This is a genomic window from Azospirillum soli (assembly GCF_017876165.1).
GTDB lineage: Bacteria > Pseudomonadota > Alphaproteobacteria > Azospirillales > Azospirillaceae > Azospirillum > Azospirillum soli.
The window spans coordinates 112,214-130,177 of record NZ_JAGINQ010000005.1 but is presented as its reverse complement, the minus strand read 5'-3'; the positions used below and the strand labels follow the sequence as shown (position 1 = coordinate 130,177).

The following is a 17,964-nucleotide window of genomic DNA, read 5'->3' as shown; positions in this document are numbered from 1 at the left end:
CTACAGGGAAAGGAAGGACACCCCATGGCATCGCTGACCATCCGCCTGCATCCCGCGGACAACGTCGTCGTTGCCGGCGTCGATCTGCTGCCGGGCACCGCGATCCCCGGCACGTCGGTGGAGGCGCGGGCCGCCATCCCCTCCGGCCACAAGGTCGCGGTGCAGGCCATCGCCACCGGTGAGCCGGTGCGCAAGTACAACCAGGTCATCGGCTTCGCCACCGCCGACATCGCGCCGGGCGACCACGTCCACGTCCACAATCTGGGCATGGGCGACAGCTTCGAGCGCGACCACGCCTTCGGCGCCGACGCCAAGCCGACCGACCACGTGCCGGAATCGGAACGCGCCACCTTCCAGGGCATCGTCCGCCCGGACGGCCGCGTCGCGACCCGCAACTACATCGGCGTGCTGACCAGCGTGAACTGCTCCGCCACCGCCGCGCGGATGATCGCCGACCAGTTCCGGGGCGCCGCGCTGGCCGACTATCCCAACATCGACGGCGTCGTCGCGCTGACCCATGGCTCCGGCTGCGGCATGGGTGCCCAGGGCGAGCCCATCGACCTGCTGCGCCGGACCATCGGCGGCTATGCCCGTCACCCGAACTTCGCCGCCGTCATCATCCTGGGCCTCGGCTGCGAGGTGAACCAGATCGACAAGCTGGTCGAGGCCGAGGGACTGGCCCCGACCGAGCGCCTGCACACGATCAGCATCCAAGACATCGGCGGTACGGCGGCGGCGGTCCGCGAGGGCGTCCGCCTGATCCAGTCCCTTCTGCCGCAGATCAACGACGTCAAGCGCGAGACCCTGCCGGCCAGCCACCTGACGCTGGCGCTCCAGTGCGGCGGCTCCGACGGCTATTCGGGCATCACCGCCAACCCGGCGCTGGGCTACGCCGTCGATCTGCTGATCCGCAACGGCGGCACCGCCGTGCTGAGCGAGACGCCGGAGGTCTATGGCGCCGAGCATCTGCTGACCCGCCGCGCCGTAACGCCGGAGATCGGCCGCAAGCTGGTCGAGCGCATCGGCTGGTGGGAGGAATACACCAGCCGCACCGGCGGCGAGATGAACAACAACCCGTCGCCCGGCAACAAGAAGGGCGGCCTGACCACCATCCTGGAGAAGTCGCTGGGCGCCGTCGCCAAGGCCGGCACCACCAACCTCGTGGACGTGGTTCGCTACGCCGAGCCGATCCAGGGGCCGGGCCTCGTCTTCATGGACACGCCGGGCTACGACCCGGTGTCGGCGACCGGTCAGGTGGCCGGCGGCGCCAACGTGCTGTGCTTCACGACGGGCCGTGGTTCGGTGTTCGGCTCCAAGCCGACGCCCAGCCTGAAGCTGGCGACCAACACGCCGCTCTACCGGCGCATGACCGACGACATGGACATCGACTGCGGCACCATCGCCACCGGCGACGCCACCATCGAGGAGGTCGGCCGGCAAATCTTCGAACTGGTGCTGGCGACCGCGTCGGGCCGCAAGACCAAGAGCGAGGAGTTGGGCTTCGGCGCCGACGAGTTCGCCCCCTGGCAGATGGGCGCCGTGATGTAAGGCCCATACCCCTCCCTCCCGCCCCGGCGGGGGAGAGGGGGCGGCCTACAGGACCTGCCTTAACCCCGCTTGATCGTTGCCGGCCGGCAACCACCCACCCTCCTCGTCATCCCCGCGCAGGCGGGAATCCAGAAAACTCCGCACATAAGTACTCGAATGGGCTGGATTCCCGCCTTCGCGGGAATGACGAAATGGGCAAGGGCGGGAAACTCGGGTCAGCCAACGCAAAAGGGCTTGCGCCCGAATTGGTATACTAGTATAAATGCATTCGTTCGATCATCCTGTTGCCCTGTCGGGCGGCCGCGCACGCTGACGCGGATTTCCTCCCGGCTGGCGATTCTCTGTGAAAGCACTTCAAGGCCATCGGGGACGTACCGGTGGCCTTTTTCTTGCGCTCTCCGCACAAGTGATATATTAATATTCTGAACCGCAGCCAACGCACCCCAACCCGGTCCATGCCCGACTGCACCAGCCGCCCGGAAACCCAAGACACCGACGGGACGCCCCGCGCCCCGCTTGTCGGCGCTCGCCGGGACGATCCGGTGCGCGGCATCCTGCTTGTCATGCTGGCGATGGCGTTCTTCTCGTGCTCGGACGCGGCGGCGAAATATCTGGGCCAGACGCTTCCGCCCATCGAGATCGCCTGGATGCGCTACGCCAGCTTCGCGCTGCTGATGCTTCCGCTGGTGCTGCGCCACGGCCCTGCGGTCGTCCGCACGGAACGGCCGGTTCTGCAGATCGTGCGCGGTCTCGGCATGCTGGGCTCGGCGCTGTTCTTCATCATGGCCATGCGCACCCTGCCAATGGCGGAGGCCGCGGCGATCAGCTACGTGTCGCCCGTCTTCATCACCCTCCTGTCGATCGTCTTCCTGCGTGAGGACATCGGCCTGCGGCGCTGGGCGGCGGTCCTGTTCGGGCTGGCGGGCGTGCTGATCGTCATCCGGCCCGGTGGCGCTACCTTCCAGGCCGCGGCGATCTTCCCGATCCTGTCGGCGGCCAGCTGGGCCTGCGGCATCGTCGCGACGCGCAAGATGACCGGGGAGCAAAGCGCCGCCACGACGCTGATCTGGAGCGCCCTGACCGGCCTTGCGGTGCTGAGCGTGCTCCTGCCCTTCGACGCGGTGATGCCGGACGGCTGGCAGATCGCGGTGGGCGTCTTCATCGGCGTCATGTCAACCGTGGCGCAAGGAATTCTCGTGGTGGCCTACCGGTACGGCGACGCGTCGGTGCTGGCCTCCTATGCGTACATACAGCTGATCTGGTCGTCGGGGCTGGGCTATCTCGTGTTCGGCGCGGTTCCCGATGTGTGGACCTTCGTCGGATCGGCCGTGATCGTCGCGAGCGGGCTCTACACCGCCCATCGCGAACGGATCAGGGTTCGGCGACTGGCTGCGGCGGAATAGAGGAGTTCTCGACATGTTGGATTTCACGCCGCGCGTAGCGGCACCAGAAACCGCCGCTCCCAAGGTTGCCGCCTTGGGCGAATGCATGCTGGAGCTGGTGCGCCGCCCGGACGGCACCTTCACCATGGGCTTCGGCGGCGACACGCTGAACACCGCCGTCTATCTGGCACGTCTGGGCGCCCCGGTGGACTATGTCACCGCGCTCGGCGACGATCCGCACAGCGCGTCCATGCTGGCCGCCTGGACCGCCGAAGGGGTCGGCACGGCCCAGGTGCTGCGCGTGCCCGGCCGCGTGCCCGGCCTCTACATGATCGAGACCGACGACAAGGGCGAACGCCGCTTCCTTTACTGGCGCGACACCGCCCCGGCCCGCGAGCTGTTCGTGCTGCCGCAATCGCCCGCCCTGATCGCGGCGCTGGAAGGCTACGACCTGCTCTACCTCTCCGGCATCAGCCTGGCGATCTGGGGGGAAAAGGGCCGCGAAGTGCTGTTCCCGCTGCTCGACCGCATGCGTGAGCGTGGCGGGCGCGTTGCCTTCGACACCAACTGGCGGCCGCGCCTGTGGCCGAACAAGGAGACGGCGCAGGCTGCCTACGACGCCATGCTCCGGCGCACCGACATCGCCTTGCCCGGCGTTGAGGACCTGAGCGCGCTCTACGGCGATCCCGACGCCGGCACGGTGCTGGAGCGCGTTCGCTCGGCCGGTGTGCCCGAAATCGTGCTGAAGCTGGAAAAGCCCGGCTGCATCGTCGCCGGTGCCGACGGCGACGTGGAAGTCCCGTCCGAGCGGGTCGCCACGGTCGTGGACACCACGGCGGCGGGCGACAGCTTCAGCGCCGGTTACCTCGCCGGACGGCTGGCGGGGCGGACGCCGGTCGAAGCCGCCAGGCTGGCCCACAAGCTGGCCGCCATCGTCATCCAGCATCGCGGCGCCATCATCCCCCGCGAAGCCACGGCCGGCCTGTCCGCGCTCGGAGAGGTGAAGGCCTGAGGGGAAAGCGCTTGAACTCTAAATTGATATATTAGTATGATAGGACGACGTCACTGAGGAGGCTGGCACACATGGCATCCAGCATTCCGCCAAAGGTTTCGGGGGCTGCGGTTGCTGGCAAGCCCCTGTCTCGCACCGCCCAGCGTGGTCCGACGACCGCGACCACCATCTACCGCGACTTGCGCGCCGCGATCGTCTCGCTGCATCGCAAGCCGGGGGAGGCCGTGGCGGAAAAGCTGATTGCGCAGGACTACGGCGTCAGCCGCACGCCGGTGCGCGAAGCCATCCTCCGGCTGGCCGACGAGGGGCTGGTCGAGATTTTCCCGCAGTCGGGCACCTTCGTGTCGCGCATCCCGCTCGGCGTTCTGCCGGAGGCCAGCGTCATCCGCAAGGCGTTGGAGCAGGCCACGGTCCGCTATGCCGCCGAGCGCGCGACCCGCAGCCAGATCGTCACGTTGCGCGCCTGCGTGGAGCGCCAGAAGGAGGTCGATGCTGCCGGGGACCGTGACGGATTCCATCAGGCCGACGAGGCGTTCCACACGCTGATCGCGGAGATCGCCGGCTATCCCGGATTCTGGACGGTCATCCAGCAGGTCAAGGTGCAGGTGGACCGCTGCCGCCGCCTGACCCTGCCGGTGACGGGACGCATGGGCGTGGTGATCGCCGAACACGAGGCCATCGTGGACGCGATATCCAGCCATGACCCCGACCGCGCCGAACGCGCCATCGCCGACCATCTCGACAATCTTCAGATCACCATCGACGACATCCGCCACGCCACGCCCCTGTACTTTTCCGGCTCCCTGATGGATGGCCGCGAAGCACAGGGATGAACGACCAATACGAGAGGGTAGGACCGACCATGACTCTTCCGCTTCTTGAACCGTCCCTGTCCGGCCCGCGCATCGTTCCGGTGCTGGTGCTGGACGATCCGGCCGAAGCCGTGCCGCTGGCCCAGGCGCTGGTCGCCGGCGGCCTGACCACGCTGGAGGTGACGCTGCGCACGCCGAAGGCGCTCGCCTGCGCCGAGGCCATCGCGGCCAAGGTGCCGGAGGCCCTCGTCGGCTTCGGCACGCTGATCCGGCCGGAGCAGTTCGCCCAGGCCCGCGACGCCGGAGCCCGCTTTCTCGTCAGCCCCGGCCTGACCGACAAGCTCGCCGCCGCCGCCAAGGCCACCGGCCTGCCGTACCTGCCGGGCATCGCCACGGTGTCGGAGGCGCTGATGGCCTGGGAGCACGGCTTTCGCGAGCTGAAGTTCTTCCCTGCCATGCTGAACGGCGGCGCCCCGGCGCTGAAGGGCATGGCCCCGCTGATCCCCGAGGTGCGCTTCTGCCCGACCGGCGGCATCAAGGCGGAGAACGTCCGCGAGATTCTGTCGCTGCCCAACGTCTTCGCGCTCGGCGGCACGTGGCTGACCCCGGCCGACGCCGTCAAGGAGCGGCGCTGGAGCGAGATCGAGCGTCTGGCCCGCGAGGCCTCCGCCCTCTGCCCGCAGGCCTGACTCGTACGCGCCCCTTTGCCCTAGGATTCCTCCCATGTCCCTTCTGACCCGTGAACGGCTTTCCAGCGGCGCGCTCGACGTGGCGCACACCGCAGGCGCGCCGGTGCTCCCCGTCACCATCCTTCAGGTGGGCGACGGCAACTTCCTGCGCGGCTTCGTCGATTGGATGGTGGACGTCGCCAACGGCCAGGGCCTGATGACGGCCGGCGTCGCGGTGGCGCAGCCGCTCGACCAGGGCATCGCCGGCCTGCTGAAGGGGCAGGAGGGACTCTACACCGTCCTGCTGCGCGGCATCGAGCAGGGCCGCGAGGTCGAGGCGCGGCGGGTCGTCAGCTGCGTGTCCGACGCGCTGAACCCCTATGCGGACTGGGAGCGGATGCTGGGCCACGCCACCTCGCCCGCGCTCCGCTTCTTCGTCTCCAACACCACCGAAGCCGGCATCGCCGACGCCGAGGAGCCCTACACCCCCGGCGCCTGCCAGACCAGCTTCCCGGCCAAGGTCGCGGCGCTGCTGCATGCCCGCTACAAGGCGCTGGGCGGCACGGCCGAAAGCGGCCTCGTCTTCCTGCCCTGCGAGCTGATCGAGGCGAACGGCACCAACCTGAAGCGCATCGTTCTGGCGCACGCCAAACGCTGGGGCCTGGAGGCGGGCTTCGCCGCGTGGGTGGAGCAGCACAACCACTTCCTGAACACGCTGGTGGACCGCATCGTCCCCGGCTACCCGCGCGACGAGGCGGCGGCACTGGCGGCCAAGTGGGGCTATGAGGATCCGCTGGCCGTCGCCGGAGAGCCCTTCCATGTCTGGGTGATCGAAGCCCCGGCGGCGCTCGCCCCCAAACTCGCCGACGAATTCCCGCTGCATAAGGCGGGGCTGAACGTGGTGTGGACCGACGACCTCCAGCCCTACCGCACCCGCAAGGTGCGCATCCTGAACGGCGCCCACACCGCCAGCGCGCTGGCCGCCTATGGCGCGGGGCTGGACACCGTGAAGTCGATGATGGACGACCCGACCGTCTCGGCCTACCTGAACAGGGTGATGTTCGACGAGATCGTTCCCTTCGTCCCCCTGCCGGAGGCCGAGCGGCAGCAGTACGCCGCGACGATCATGGAGCGCTTCGGCAACCCGTACATCCGGCACGAGCTGATCTCCATCGCGCTGAATTCCGTGTCCAAGTGGCAGGTGCGCGTTCTGCCCAGCCTGAAGGACTTCGTCGCCAAGCACGGCGAGGCTCCCTCCGGCCTATCCTTCTCCCTGGCGGCGCTGCTGCGCTTCTATCAAGGCGAGACGGTGAACGGCGCCTACACCGGCACGCGCGACGCCGGCCCCTACCCCATTCAGGACAACGCCGCGGTCATCGCCACGCTCAGCGCCGCCTGGGCGACGCACGGCAAGGATCCGAAGGCGCTGGTGGACACGGTGCTGGCCGACGCCGCGCTGTGGGGCGAGGATCTGACCCGCATCCCCGGCCTCGCCCACCGCACGGCCCACCATCTAGCCACCATTCTGGGCAAGGGCATGAAGGTTGCCATGGCCGAGGTCGCCGGAACGTAAGTGGCCGGCATCCGCGAACAGCGTCTCAATGCTGTTTGCTGCTCGGCGGCGTGCCGCCCATCTGGTGGGTGTGCGCCAGATAGGCCGCCTCGGTGCGGTTGGTCGCGCCCAGCTTCTTTAGGACATTGCGGACATGGGCCTTCGCCGTGTTCTCGCACATGCCCAGCTGGTAGGCGATGATCTTGTTCGACTTGCCCTCGCGCAGGCAGTTCAGCACGGCCATTTCGCGCGGCGTCAGGCCGCCGATGCTGTCCTGCGGCAACGGCGGCGCGCCGGCTGAACCGTTGCGGTGCACTGCCGGTTGGGAAAGCTTATGCAGCGAGGTGGCCGGCACGAAGGTCCCCCCGGCCGCGACCAGCCGGATTGCCTCCAGCGTCACGCCCAGGCCGAGGCTGGACACGATGTAGCCGCGCACGCCAAGGCGCAGGCTTTCCAAAATCATGTCGATGTCGTCGCGGTCGGAGATGATGACCAGCGGCAGCGGGTGCAGCGCCGACACGGCCGCCTTGACGTCGGCCGCGACGGTGCCCTGAAGCGGTTCGGAACCGATGTTGTACAGAACGACCTCGCCCCCTTCGGCGCGACCGACCGCCATGCCCACGTCCTTCAGGGACGGGACGGGATGCACGGCCATGTCCTCGCACAGGGTGCCGAGGCTGAGCGCGAAGCAGTCCCGCGTCAGGCTGTTCGGATCCGCCAGGACGATGGACAAGGTTGAATTCGGGGACAGCGCGGGGTGGGGCATGCCGTTGCTGGTCATTCTGTTCCCTCCATGTGGCACCGACGCCTTAGTGGCAGCGGGCTATCGCTGCACGGCAATCCTCGTTCCAGCCGCTACGCGGCAGTGTTCGCTCCAGCGTCGTGGACAGTTTTCCGTCCGCCTTAGAAACGGCGGTGGAGTTACGCACAACAGAGGCTTTGATGCTTTGAAGATGTGATCGGGCGGTGCAGCACGGACGGCTGCCTTTGTCGGCGACTTTCCTCCAGCAGCAATATCCGCTTCTACGCACTTGGCGCGGCCTTGTGGTGGCCCTGGTCACGGATGCTTGCGCACATCGCATTAAGTGCTCTGAATGTACCAGAAACAAGCAGTTCGTAAATGCACACTTAGGGGCAACGCCGCACGGGAAGGAGAACCCCCGCGTACCGATTCCGATGGCGGTTGGAATGGCCCGATTGCCGCCTACCACCCGTCATGGTCAATTGTGAGGAGGGAATGGATATCCCGTCCTTCCAAAGACTCCACCAGCGGGCGTGACCGTTGGAGGCGTCAGGAGCCCTCGTCCTTTTGTCGGATGGGCCGGGGTTGCGGCCTATCCTCTTCGGCAGGGGTGGTGAGGCGCCGGCGCGCCAGGACGCCCATCACGACACTGTAAGGAAGCGCCACGGGCCACAGCACCGCGCCCAGTGCGCGCCAAGCCAGAGGCGAGTTTCGTCCATGCAGCGTGTCATCGGCAAAAAAGCCGACCGTGAAGATCAGACATACCCCAAGCAGATAGAAAATGAGCATTCCAAGGAGCATTGCCCGCTTTCACTGTGATGTCCTGCCCCGAACCGGAGCCCGCAGCAGATTGGCAGGAAACAGGCCCCATCTCCAACTATTTTTCCTATAAACATTGGGTGCGCCGCACACGGTATCTCTTGTAATCCAAATTAATACCTGCCTGAAGTCCGGAAAAGACTTATAATCCAGCGTGCGTCCCGCCAAAATCGCGGAAGGAACCTTCCGGCAAGCCTTCCTGCCCACGCAATCGTCCGGTGGTCATGAATATGGTTGGCTTTGGAGTGCCGGCCAACATCCGCCGCAGAAGCCCGGCGACCGCTCCGGAACGGGAGGGCGCCGAGCCGAAGGCGCGCTCGGGGGGACGGCCGAACGGCGTTGAGCGCATCGCGGTGCTGGTGATCGACGACCGGACGATGCTTGGCCAGAGCCTCGCCGCCGCGATCAACGCCAGCACGCCCGATATTTCCGTCACCCATCGGACAACCGAACAGGCGCTGGCCGATCTTCCCGCAGCGTTTGGGCAGGCTGACGTCGTCCTAGTCTGTGTCGGGCGGGCCGGCCTTGTCCGTGGCGCCGTGGCCCGGATGCTGAAACGGCTGCTCGCCGAACAGCCGCATCCGCCCATCGCCATCCTTGCCGACCGGACCGAGCCCAGTGCGGTGGACACGGCGATGCGCCTGAATTTGCGCGGCATCGTGTCCAGCACGGCCCCCCTCTCCACCGTCATCGACTCCCTGCGCCGCATTCATCAAGGCGCGACGGTCGTTCCCGGCCGCACCTGACGGGGACCGTCCGGGGCCCCACCCTTCAATGGATCTTTTAAAATGGATCGGCCGTTCGCGCCCGTGCGGATGGGGGCGCCAGCTTTATCGATCGCGCGAGCTTCGCCTTGTTGACTATGCGTCCTGGCCTATGCGGGTGGAACACTCCATTGAGAGTAATTCAGAACGATAATTTTGCAACGCTCACCTATTAAGAGGTATACGACTAATAATTACATGCATCGGTCTGGGCTTGTTTGCTATTGACGATGGTGTATGCGTCAGGTGCTATACGAGCCTTCTAAATTTTCCAAGAGCGCAAACTGGAAGGCCGTTAATGCTCGGACACGGATTAAGAACGAAGAATCCGAAGAACGATGCAACTGCGCCGAAGTCTTGCGCATACTGAGGGAACCGAAGCTTCTCTATTGGTATTGGACATTATTGATGCATGAGTTCGGCGCCTGAATTGGTATCGGGAACGACGTTGCGCGGGCACGGCACGCCTGCGCGGTTTGCAAGCCACTGCACGTGAACACGAAGGACATACCGGCTAAGCGACATCGCGCTTGATCGAGGGATCAAAACAAAGGGAAAGAGCCAAGGAAACAGGCTGAACTTTCCCACTCCGGGCAAGGAAAGACCATCGTCACCAGCGACGAAAACGCAAGCCCCGCGCGTCAAGCGGCGGAAAAAGGGGCGAACAGCTAGGGAGGTCTCATGTTCTCGTACAGGAAGGCACTGCCGGTGCCCCCGGCGTTCGACCCCAACGCCATCGCGCCGCTGTCCTACAGCAACCCGCGCACCGGCCAGCAGGGCGAAGCGACGCGAACGGGCGGCGGGATGAAAAAGACTTACGGTCAGGAAATCACGGCGCTTCTCCTGGATGACACGCCGCTGACGCGCGAATGCCTGTCGATCAGCCTTAACCTGTGCGATCGGGGCCTGCATGTCCTGACCGCTGCGTCGGTCGCCGACGTGGAAGCCATGCTCGGCGGTGCGCCCGCTCCCGATGTGGTGCTGTGCCATTTCAGCGGGACGGCGTCGACGGACCCGCATTTTCATTCAAAACTGAGCGGGCTGATCGCCCTGCTCGAAGACACGCCGCTGATCATCCTGGCGGACCGCGAGGAGGCGGGCGCCGCGCTCGACGCCTTCCGCCTCGGCGTGCGCGGCTACATCCCCACGACCGTGGGGCTTTCAGTCGCGCTGGAGGCGATCCGCTTGGTGGGGGCCGGCGGGACCTTCATCCCCACGACCTTCCTGCAACGGATCATGCAGGGCGAGACGACCGCGCCGGAACTGTCGAATGGTGCCGAGCGGGCGGCCTCCGAGCGGGCGGTTTGCGGCGACGACCGCAAGAATGGGCTGACCCCGCGTCAGATCGCCGTGCTGAAATGCCTGCGCGAGGGCAAGGCCAACAAGATCATCGCCCACGAACTCGGCATGTGCGAAAGCACGGTCAAGGTGCATGTCCGCAACATCCTGAAAAAGCTGGGCGCGACCAACCGCACGCAAGCCGTTTATCTGACCTTCAACGAACATCCATTGAACTAAGTCGCCAGGGCGTCTTACGGAATCGCGCCGCCGCTGGCTTCATCCAGCGGGTGGCGCTTTCCGTGCTGGCTCAAGGTCGCTCTCGGCTTGGCTCCCTCAACTGGGTGGAGCCATGGGATCCGGCGCGTGGATGGAGGCGGCCTTTCGGTGGTCCCGGCCGTCCGTGTCCGTGGTCAGCCCGTTCAAGACGAGCGCCGCGATCACCGGATCCGTGAACGACAGCTGGATGTTGATGCTTCCGTCGCGGTGAAAGTCGAACTGCATCCGCGGCGCGTCGGCGCCATATTCCTCGACGCGGTGCCAGATGTTGGCCAGGACACATTCGGCCTCCGACACGGATATTCCGCGCAGGCTGGCGTTCACCATGCCGTTGCTCCAGATGCCGTCGGAATTATGGTGCTGTGATCGCATCGCATTCGTCATCTGCATTACAGCTTCTCCGGATCGGCGCCGCCGCCCCCCATCCACCGGAAAGGCCTTTTGGCGGCGCGGCAAAAGTTTCCATAAATGCGTGCCTTGGCGGGCTATGGCGACGGACAAAGGCGGACGGACAAAGGCGATGGTTATCCTTGCAAATCATCGCGAGCGCGCATGCGCGCAAAGAGTTTTGGACGGCAGTGTAGCGGTCTCACCATCACAGAGTTTGATTGCTTAATTTTTTGCCATTCTATGAAAGGGCGGCCGCAAGGAACAGTTCACAATGTGGCGGATCGGTGCGCGGGGAAACAGTAAGTGCTTGTACCTATTCTCGGGCGGGCTCCTCACCATTTCCGGTCGGGAATGATGCCTTCTCACCGGAAAGGATGACCCCCACCCCAGACTCTACGCCGAAGGGACGCTGTCGCCGGCCCCCCCATAAAGCAAAACGGGGAGCGCCCGAAGGCGCTCCCCGCATGCAGGTCCGTTGTACAGTCAGCCGGGCCTTAAGCGGCGTCGAGCTGGTGGTGCAGCGGATCGATCGCATGATCGGCCGCGGCGGCGTAGGCGCTGAAGTCGACGCCATGGGCCATGACGTCGGCCGAGGTTGCGGACAGGACGTCGGTGCCTTCGACCGACTGCCCCTGGGCCACGAGGTGGCTGTAGACGTTCAGCTGATCGGCTTCACCCAGCGGAGTGGCCGCCGTGGTGGCCGTCGTCGGGAAGAAGCTCTTGTCGGCATTGACGACGAGCGTTCCGTTCCACCACAGCCCCGACTGGCCGGCCGAGACGTTCTTGCCGTCCAGCGCACCCTTGTCGTAGGTGACGATGCTGTCGGTCGGCAGGACGCTCTTACCGTTGATTGTGATCTTGTTGACGATCAGGTTGCGGTCCTGACCGCTGATGTGGGTGTCGTTGTCGTACTGGATCTGCACCTTGTGCCCGGTGCCGGACGCGATGTCGGCGTTGAAGGTAAAATCCTTGGCCGTCGTGCCCGTGACGCCCTCGCCGACCTTCTTGCCGTCCACCAGCAGGTTGAAGTGCGCGTTCACGCCACCCGCCGGGTTGCCGAGCGCGTTGATCACGATGGTCGACGCGCCGGCCGGCGTCGGCGTCGGGGTCGTGCCGGTGCCCGCCGGGAAGTAGCTCTTGTCGGCGCCGACGACCAGGGTGCCATCCCACCACATGCCGGACTGGCCCTTGATCACATCCTGACCGTCCAGCGCGCCCTTGTCGTAGGTGACGATGCTGTCGGTCGGCAGGACGCCCTTGCCGTTGATGGTGATCTTGTTGACGATCAGGTTGCGGTCCTGGCCGTTGATGTAGGCGTCGTTGTCGAACTGCACCTGCACCTTGTGCGCCGTGTCGGCGGTCACGCTGGTGTCGAAGGAATAGTCCTTGGCCGTCGTGCCCGTGACGCCCTCGCCAACCTTCTTGCCGTCCACCAGCAGGTTGAAGTGCGCGTTCACGCCGCCCGCCGGGGTGCCCTGCGCGTTCACGATGATCTTGGTCATGCCCGTGGTGGGCGTCGGGGTCGGGGTCGGAGTGGGCGTGGGCGTCGGGGTGGGCGTGGGCTCCGGAGTCGGGGCCGGGGTCGTGGTGGACTTGTACTCGTAGGCGCCGATGTCGTAGCCGGCACCCTGGGTGCGCGACACGCCGTCGAGGTCGGTGGTCACCTGCGTCAGGGTCTTGCCCGCGTCGATCGCCGGCGAACCGGCCGCGAGGCGGTAGTCACCACCGCCGGTGGCGATGTAGTTCACGAACTTCGGATCGGCGGAGATGGTGCCGGTGTGGGTCTTGCCGGCGTCCAGATCCCAGTTGTTGCCGTTCCCGTAGACGAGGTTGTTGATGTAGGTGTTGTGCGAGCCGGTGGTGCCCTGCTCGGTGATGCCGTTGTACGCGTTCTTGTAGACGATGTTGTTGACGACGTTCACATAGTCGGCCGGGGCGTTGCCCGTGACGTAGTCGCCTGCGCCGACCAGGATGCCGGCACCATTGTTGAACACCGTGTTGTTCATGATGTCGACGTGGTGGGCGTCGTGCCACAGGTGGATGCCGACACCGGGGACCCCGTAGACGAGGTTGTTTTCGACCGTGCCCGGCGCGGAGATGTAGATGCCGTGGATGAGGCCGTTGGTCGTGTTGGCCGGACCGACGTTGTAGACGATGTTGTTGCTGAGGTCGAAGTTGGTGCCACCGTAGTAGCCGTCGCCCTGGATGCCGGCGCCGCCGTTGGAATCACCCAGCGCGGCCGCGTTGCGGGCGATGTCGTGCACCTTGCTGTTCACGATGCCGGAATGGGTGCCGCCCGTGAAAATGCCCCAGCGCCACTGCGTGCCGCCGTAGCTGCCCGAGCCGTCCACCTCGAACCCGTCGATGGTGACGTAGGCGCCGCGGTTGTCCCAGGCGGTGTTGGACGAGGAGGTGCTGGGCGGAACGATCTTGGCGCCCCACTTCACGTCCGACACATAGTTGATCGGAGCCGAGGCCGTGCCGCTCGCGTAGGTCTTGAAGCCGCCCTGATAGGTGCCGGGGGCGACGTGCACCGTCGTGCCGGCCGTGGCGACCTGGGAGGCCTTGAGGATCGTCTTGAACGGCGAAGCCTGAGTGCCGGCGTTGGAATCCGAGCCGGTCATCGAGACGTAAATGTCGGCCATAGCTGTGCTTTCCTACTTTGTGCGTGCGTATAAACCTTTGGAACCCGCGTCGGGTTTTCGTGGCGGAGCCCCCGGACAGCGTCGCCAGACGGCGCCGGCAGCAGCGGGCTTTTCAGCATCGGCCAGAGGATCGGCCAACCCACCGCCACTCCGACGCGGTTCCATTTGCACGCGGACTATAGGTCGGCGTAATAGGGCCAAAGTCAGACATGTTTGCGAAAAATTCTATACAATAGCGGCAAATTAGCCACACGTTGCAGCCGCATCACAGGCGCACCACCGCTCGAAGCGGCGGCGCGCCTGGAGTTTCCGGCCCCTAAGCCGTCCTGTGGAAAGCGTGGCCGGACTCGTTCGAGGCGGAGAAGCGGCGATGCCACAACCCAAGCAGCAGCGGCATGGGATCGTCCCAGGAGACGGCCACCTTGGCCTCGCAGCCGAGCGCCCAAGGCAACCAAGCCGACATGGGAATCCCCGACTCCTGAGCGGCCAACCGGTCGTTCAGCAAATGGACCCAGCGGGTTCCGGCCTTTGCCTGGGGCATCGCCGCGGGACGGGGCAGGCCGACCAGGTCGCCGTAGATCAGCCCCGGTAGGTTCACGCCGGCCACGGCACCGGGATGGTGCCACAGGTTGAAGCGTGGATTGACCTCCAGCAGGTGAAGCCGTCCATCCGGCGCCCGCTTGAAATCGAATTTGGCGACGCCGTGCAAGCCCAGCCGGTCCGTCAGCGAACGCCCCAGCGCCAAGACGTCGGCCTCGTCGGTGATCGTCAGGGAGGTGGTGTGCCCATACACCGTTGGATAGGTGCGGATCTTGCGCCCGGTGAACTCCCCAACAATTGAGCCGCGCTCGTCCACATAGACGTGATAGCTCTCGATGGCGGATTCCGGACCGGGGATCATTTCCTGAACCAGGAGATCCTGACGCCCCGCCGCCAGCTGTGGCCACAGGGCGCGAAGCCCCGACGGGCTGTCCACCCGCAACGCCTTGCCGGCCTCCCGCCACGCCTTGTCGCGCCGGTGCGGCTTGACGATCACCGGAAAGCGCAGATCGAGGTCCGGAGCCTCGGCCTCCGCCGACAGGTGCAGCCGCCGCGTCGCCGGAACCGGAAGGCCAAGGCGCTCCGCCAGCGCCTGAAAGCGGGACTTGTCGACCAGATCCTCAACCAGTTGCGCGTCGGCGAGCACGAAACGGAACGCCTGCGCCAGACGCCGCCGATGGCGCGACACCAGCAACAGCTGTGCGTCGGTCTCGAAGTAGAGCACCGGCGGCTCGGCCTGCGCCTCGCCGAACCCCTTCAACGCTTCGACCAGAACGTCCGTGGAAGCCGAAAAATCGGCCCAGGACAGCGCCGCCTTGGTGAAGCGGGAGTAGAGCGTCGGGCTGCCGGGGCGCGCCACCACGGCGCAATCCACGCCGGCCAAACCGATCGCCCGCACCAGATCCATGCTGCCCATAACACAGGCCAGCGCTCGTTTATGCATGCGGCTCATGCTTCCTCCTCGGTTCGGGCGCTGTTGGAAAACAGATTTGGTATGGTTTGTTATCGATGCATCCGGCATCCTCTCAGCAAACCGCCCTTGGAGAAAGTCCATTTTCGAGGGATGACGCGGGGAAACGGACTTTTTGTCGTCCTTCTTTTTTTCGCCTTGATCGTTTTCGATACGGCTCATAGGATGAAAAAATAAGACCGCGGCCCGCCGGTTACGAAAACAGACTTGCGGAGACCGAAAGCGCCGGCCCAAAGGGGGCCCGATACGGGGCCAGGGGAGGGATGGATTGCGCCAGAGAGATGTGATCCCAAAAGGCAACGATCCGGACGTGCGTTTCGGGGACGAGATCTTCCGCCGTATTCTCACAAAGGCGTTGGACAAGGGATACCGCTTTTCACGGTTCGACGAGGTCGGCGAAGGCGGCCCGATTTCCGGCGTCCCGCTGTTCTACCTGCGCCACGACGTGGACATTTCGCCGCCCATGGCGATCCACCTCGGCCGGATCGAGCACGAGCACGGCGTGAAAGCCAACTTCTTCTTCCAGATCAACGCCGAGACCTATTCCCTTTTCGTGCCGGAAACGCTCGACATCATTCGCGATTTACGGGCGATGGGCCATTGCGTCGGACTGCACATCGACGAGCAGTTGATCGGGGCGGACGAACAGGCCATCGAGCAGACCTTCGACTGGCTGCTCCACCGCATCATCGACGTGGATCGGGCGGTGAGTTTCCACCGCCCCTCCCGCGAGGTGCTCGGCCGGCGCTACGCCCGTTTTGTGAACGCCTATGATGACCGTGTTTTCGACAGCGGATCTTACCTGTCCGACTCCCGCCGAAGCTTGGCGTTTCACGAAACGCTGGAAAGCTGGCTGGAGGAAGGAAAGCCGCACATCCAGCTTCTTCTGCACCCGGAATGGTGGTGCGAGGTCAACTCGCTCGATCAGCTGTGGGGCATGTTGAGCGACCGGCGGACCGACCAGCTCTGCCGCTACATGCTGAAGAACTTCCCGAAAGTGTTCAACGGGCTGCTGCATGACGGGGACCGGAACTTCCCAATCTGATGGGACCCGACCTCAAGCGGCCATAACATGGGGCATCGGCCTGCCATGAAAGTCGCCGTGCATCAACCGAACTACTTTCCCTGGCTCGGCTACTTCGCCAAGGCCGCCAGCGCCGACGTGTTCATCTTCCTTGACGACGTGCAGATGCCCCAGGGCCGAAGCTACGTGCATCGGACGATGATCCATGCGCCGGCCGGCGGGACGTGGATGTCGGCGCCCGTCCGCCGGGCGGAACGCCAGCTGATCAAGGACGTGCGCTTCGCGGAGGAGGATTGGCGGCGGCGCCATCGGGCGACGCTGTTCCACACCTACCGCAAGGCGCCCTTCGCCGACCCGGTCATGGCGCTGGTCGACGCGATTTTCGCCTTTGAAAGCGACAGCCTGTCCGCGTTCAACATCCGGGCGGTGACCCTGGTGGCGGACTATCTCGGGCTGTCCTGCCGGTTCGCCCTGTCCAGCGCCCACGGCCTCACCTCCACCAGCGACGACCGCCTTATCGAGCTGGTGAAGGCCGTCGGGGGCGACACCTATCTCTCCGGCGCCGGCGGCAACAACTACCAGGATCCGGGGAAGTTCGAGCACGCGGGCATCGAACTGCGCGTTTGCGAATACAAACCTCGACCCTATCGGCAATTCCAGGGCGACGGCTTCGTGCCGGGCCTCAGCGTGCTGGACGCCCTGTTCAACCTTGGCCCGGACGCGGTGCGCCTCCTGTCCTACGGGGCCGCCGAAACATCCGTGCTGCCAGCCTGATGGGGAAGGTTCCACCCCTTAAGGCAAAAAGAAGTAGCATAAGATTCGACCTTGTGTTATGTGAATAAACAGCGGTACTGGCGCCTTCCGGACCGGGCAAATGCTTGGTGGGAATGCCGAACCTGCCTTGGACGTCGAGGACGATGGCACAGCGACGCGAAAAGGGGAAAATTCCCCACAGTGAATGGTCGGCGATCCGCACGCGCCACGCGGCGGGGGAGTCGCTGGCCAGCATCGCCCGCGATTACGGCTGCACGGGGCCGGCGATCCGCTACATCGTCAACCGACCAGGCAACGGCACCACAACCCCGGCTCCAGCCTCGCCCGAAAGCCGAAACGCCGAACCGTCCGAAACCGGGCGGCCCGAAATCAACCGGCGGCCGGCAGTCGCCGAGGGGACGCCCGCGTCCGCGCGTCCGGAACCGGTCGGCGGCTCTCGTGACGGCCATCGCAACAGCGGCGGCGGCGCGTCGAGCATCGATCCCGATCTCCGCTGGCGGGTCAGCAGCGAAATCGCCTCGTTCCTGGCTGTTTTCGATTCTTTTCTCTCCGACAACTCCCCGGAAATCTACGATGAGCTGTTGGGGGCGACTGACCGGCTGATGCGGGTCGCCGCGCGCACACGCATCGAACTGGAGCGCGCCCGCGCCTCCGCCGAGCCCGACCGGATCCAGGAAGCGCGTCCGGTGGCGCGCGGCTCCCGCTCCCGCGCCGTTCCGACCTGACGCCATTTTCCCCGCTTCGATGGTCCGGCCTTTGATCGTC

At 65.5% G+C, this 17,964-nt stretch carries 15 protein-coding genes; 11 read left to right on the top strand and 4 right to left on the bottom strand.

What is annotated here, in order from left to right; translation table 11 throughout:
* The first annotated feature begins 24 nt into the window (after positions 1 to 24).
* The 6 genes from J2852_RS10275 (at position 25) to J2852_RS10250 (ending at position 6,995) form a co-directional block, all read left to right on the top strand.
* A complete protein-coding gene (locus tag J2852_RS10275; RefSeq protein ID WP_209874856.1) occupies positions 25 to 1,548 on the top strand; it encodes a UxaA family hydrolase in 1,524 nt (507 codons plus the stop codon).
* Positions 1,549 to 2,003: 455 nt separating this feature from the next.
* The gene (locus J2852_RS10270; protein WP_209874853.1) at positions 2,004 to 2,951 is read left to right on the top strand and encodes a DMT family transporter; all 948 of its coding nucleotides are present in this window, start codon (positions 2,004 to 2,006) and stop codon (positions 2,949 to 2,951) included.
* Positions 2,952 to 2,964: 13 nt separating this feature from the next.
* The gene (locus J2852_RS10265) at positions 2,965 to 3,942 is read left to right on the top strand and encodes a sugar kinase (protein WP_209874850.1); all 978 of its coding nucleotides are present in this window, start codon (positions 2,965 to 2,967) and stop codon (positions 3,940 to 3,942) included.
* A 71-nt stretch (positions 3,943 to 4,013) separates the two neighbouring features.
* A complete protein-coding gene (locus J2852_RS10260; protein WP_209874847.1) occupies positions 4,014 to 4,775 on the top strand; it encodes a GntR family transcriptional regulator in 762 nt (253 codons plus the stop codon).
* Between the two features lie 29 nt (positions 4,776 to 4,804).
* The gene (gene eda / locus J2852_RS10255; RefSeq protein WP_209874844.1) at positions 4,805 to 5,443 is read left to right on the top strand and encodes a bifunctional 4-hydroxy-2-oxoglutarate aldolase/2-dehydro-3-deoxy-phosphogluconate aldolase; all 639 of its coding nucleotides are present in this window, start codon (positions 4,805 to 4,807) and stop codon (positions 5,441 to 5,443) included.
* A 34-nt stretch (positions 5,444 to 5,477) separates the two neighbouring features.
* Positions 5,478 to 6,995, top strand: coding sequence for a tagaturonate reductase (locus J2852_RS10250; RefSeq protein WP_209874841.1), 1,518 nt, complete (start codon positions 5,478 to 5,480; stop codon positions 6,993 to 6,995).
* Between the two features lie 25 nt (positions 6,996 to 7,020).
* On the opposite strand, the gene J2852_RS10245 is transcribed toward J2852_RS10250, so the two are convergent.
* Positions 7,021 to 7,755 (bottom strand): response regulator transcription factor, encoded by a 735-nt coding sequence (locus tag J2852_RS10245; RefSeq protein WP_209874838.1) that lies wholly within the window; start codon positions 7,753 to 7,755, stop codon positions 7,021 to 7,023.
* Between the two features lie 1,010 nt (positions 7,756 to 8,765).
* On the opposite strand from J2852_RS10245, the gene J2852_RS10240 reads away from it, so the two are divergent.
* Together J2852_RS10240 and J2852_RS10235 are read left to right on the top strand one after the other, a co-directional pair.
* Entirely contained in the window at positions 8,766 to 9,281 is a 516-nt protein-coding gene (locus J2852_RS10240) for a response regulator (protein WP_209874835.1), read from the top strand.
* A gap of 699 nt (positions 9,282 to 9,980) precedes the next feature.
* Entirely contained in the window at positions 9,981 to 10,817 is an 837-nt protein-coding gene (locus J2852_RS10235; RefSeq protein ID WP_209874832.1) for a response regulator transcription factor, read from the top strand.
* A gap of 96 nt (positions 10,818 to 10,913) precedes the next feature.
* Here J2852_RS10235 and J2852_RS10230 read toward each other — a convergent pair whose 3' ends face one another.
* The 3 genes from J2852_RS10230 to J2852_RS10220 all read right to left on the bottom strand — a co-directional run bounded on the left by J2852_RS10230 (position 10,914) and on the right by J2852_RS10220 (position 15,383).
* Entirely contained in the window at positions 10,914 to 11,183 is a 270-nt protein-coding gene (locus J2852_RS10230) for a hypothetical protein (protein WP_209874829.1), read from the bottom strand.
* Between the two features lie 557 nt (positions 11,184 to 11,740).
* The gene (locus J2852_RS10225) at positions 11,741 to 13,891 is read right to left on the bottom strand and encodes a carbohydrate-binding domain-containing protein (protein WP_209874826.1); all 2,151 of its coding nucleotides are present in this window, start codon (positions 13,889 to 13,891) and stop codon (positions 11,741 to 11,743) included.
* Between the two features lie 316 nt (positions 13,892 to 14,207).
* On the bottom strand, positions 14,208 to 15,383 hold the full coding sequence (locus J2852_RS10220) for a carboxylate--amine ligase (protein ID WP_209874822.1): 1,176 nt from the start codon (positions 15,381 to 15,383) through the stop codon (positions 14,208 to 14,210).
* A 286-nt stretch (positions 15,384 to 15,669) separates the two neighbouring features.
* Here J2852_RS10220 and J2852_RS10215 point away from each other — a divergent pair, with 286 nt between their 5' ends.
* From J2852_RS10215 to J2852_RS10205, 3 genes are all read left to right on the top strand, one after another.
* Entirely contained in the window at positions 15,670 to 16,446 is a 777-nt protein-coding gene (locus J2852_RS10215) for a hypothetical protein (protein WP_209874818.1), read from the top strand.
* A gap of 45 nt (positions 16,447 to 16,491) precedes the next feature.
* Positions 16,492 to 17,199 carry a WbqC family protein gene (locus J2852_RS10210; RefSeq protein ID WP_209874815.1) on the top strand — a complete coding sequence of 236 codons (708 nt, stop codon included), beginning with the start codon at positions 16,492 to 16,494 and terminating at the stop codon, positions 17,197 to 17,199.
* 113 nt (positions 17,200 to 17,312) lie between these two features.
* Entirely contained in the window at positions 17,313 to 17,924 is a 612-nt protein-coding gene (locus J2852_RS10205) for a hypothetical protein (RefSeq protein ID WP_209874811.1), read from the top strand.
* Positions 17,925 to 17,964 lie beyond the last annotated feature (40 nt).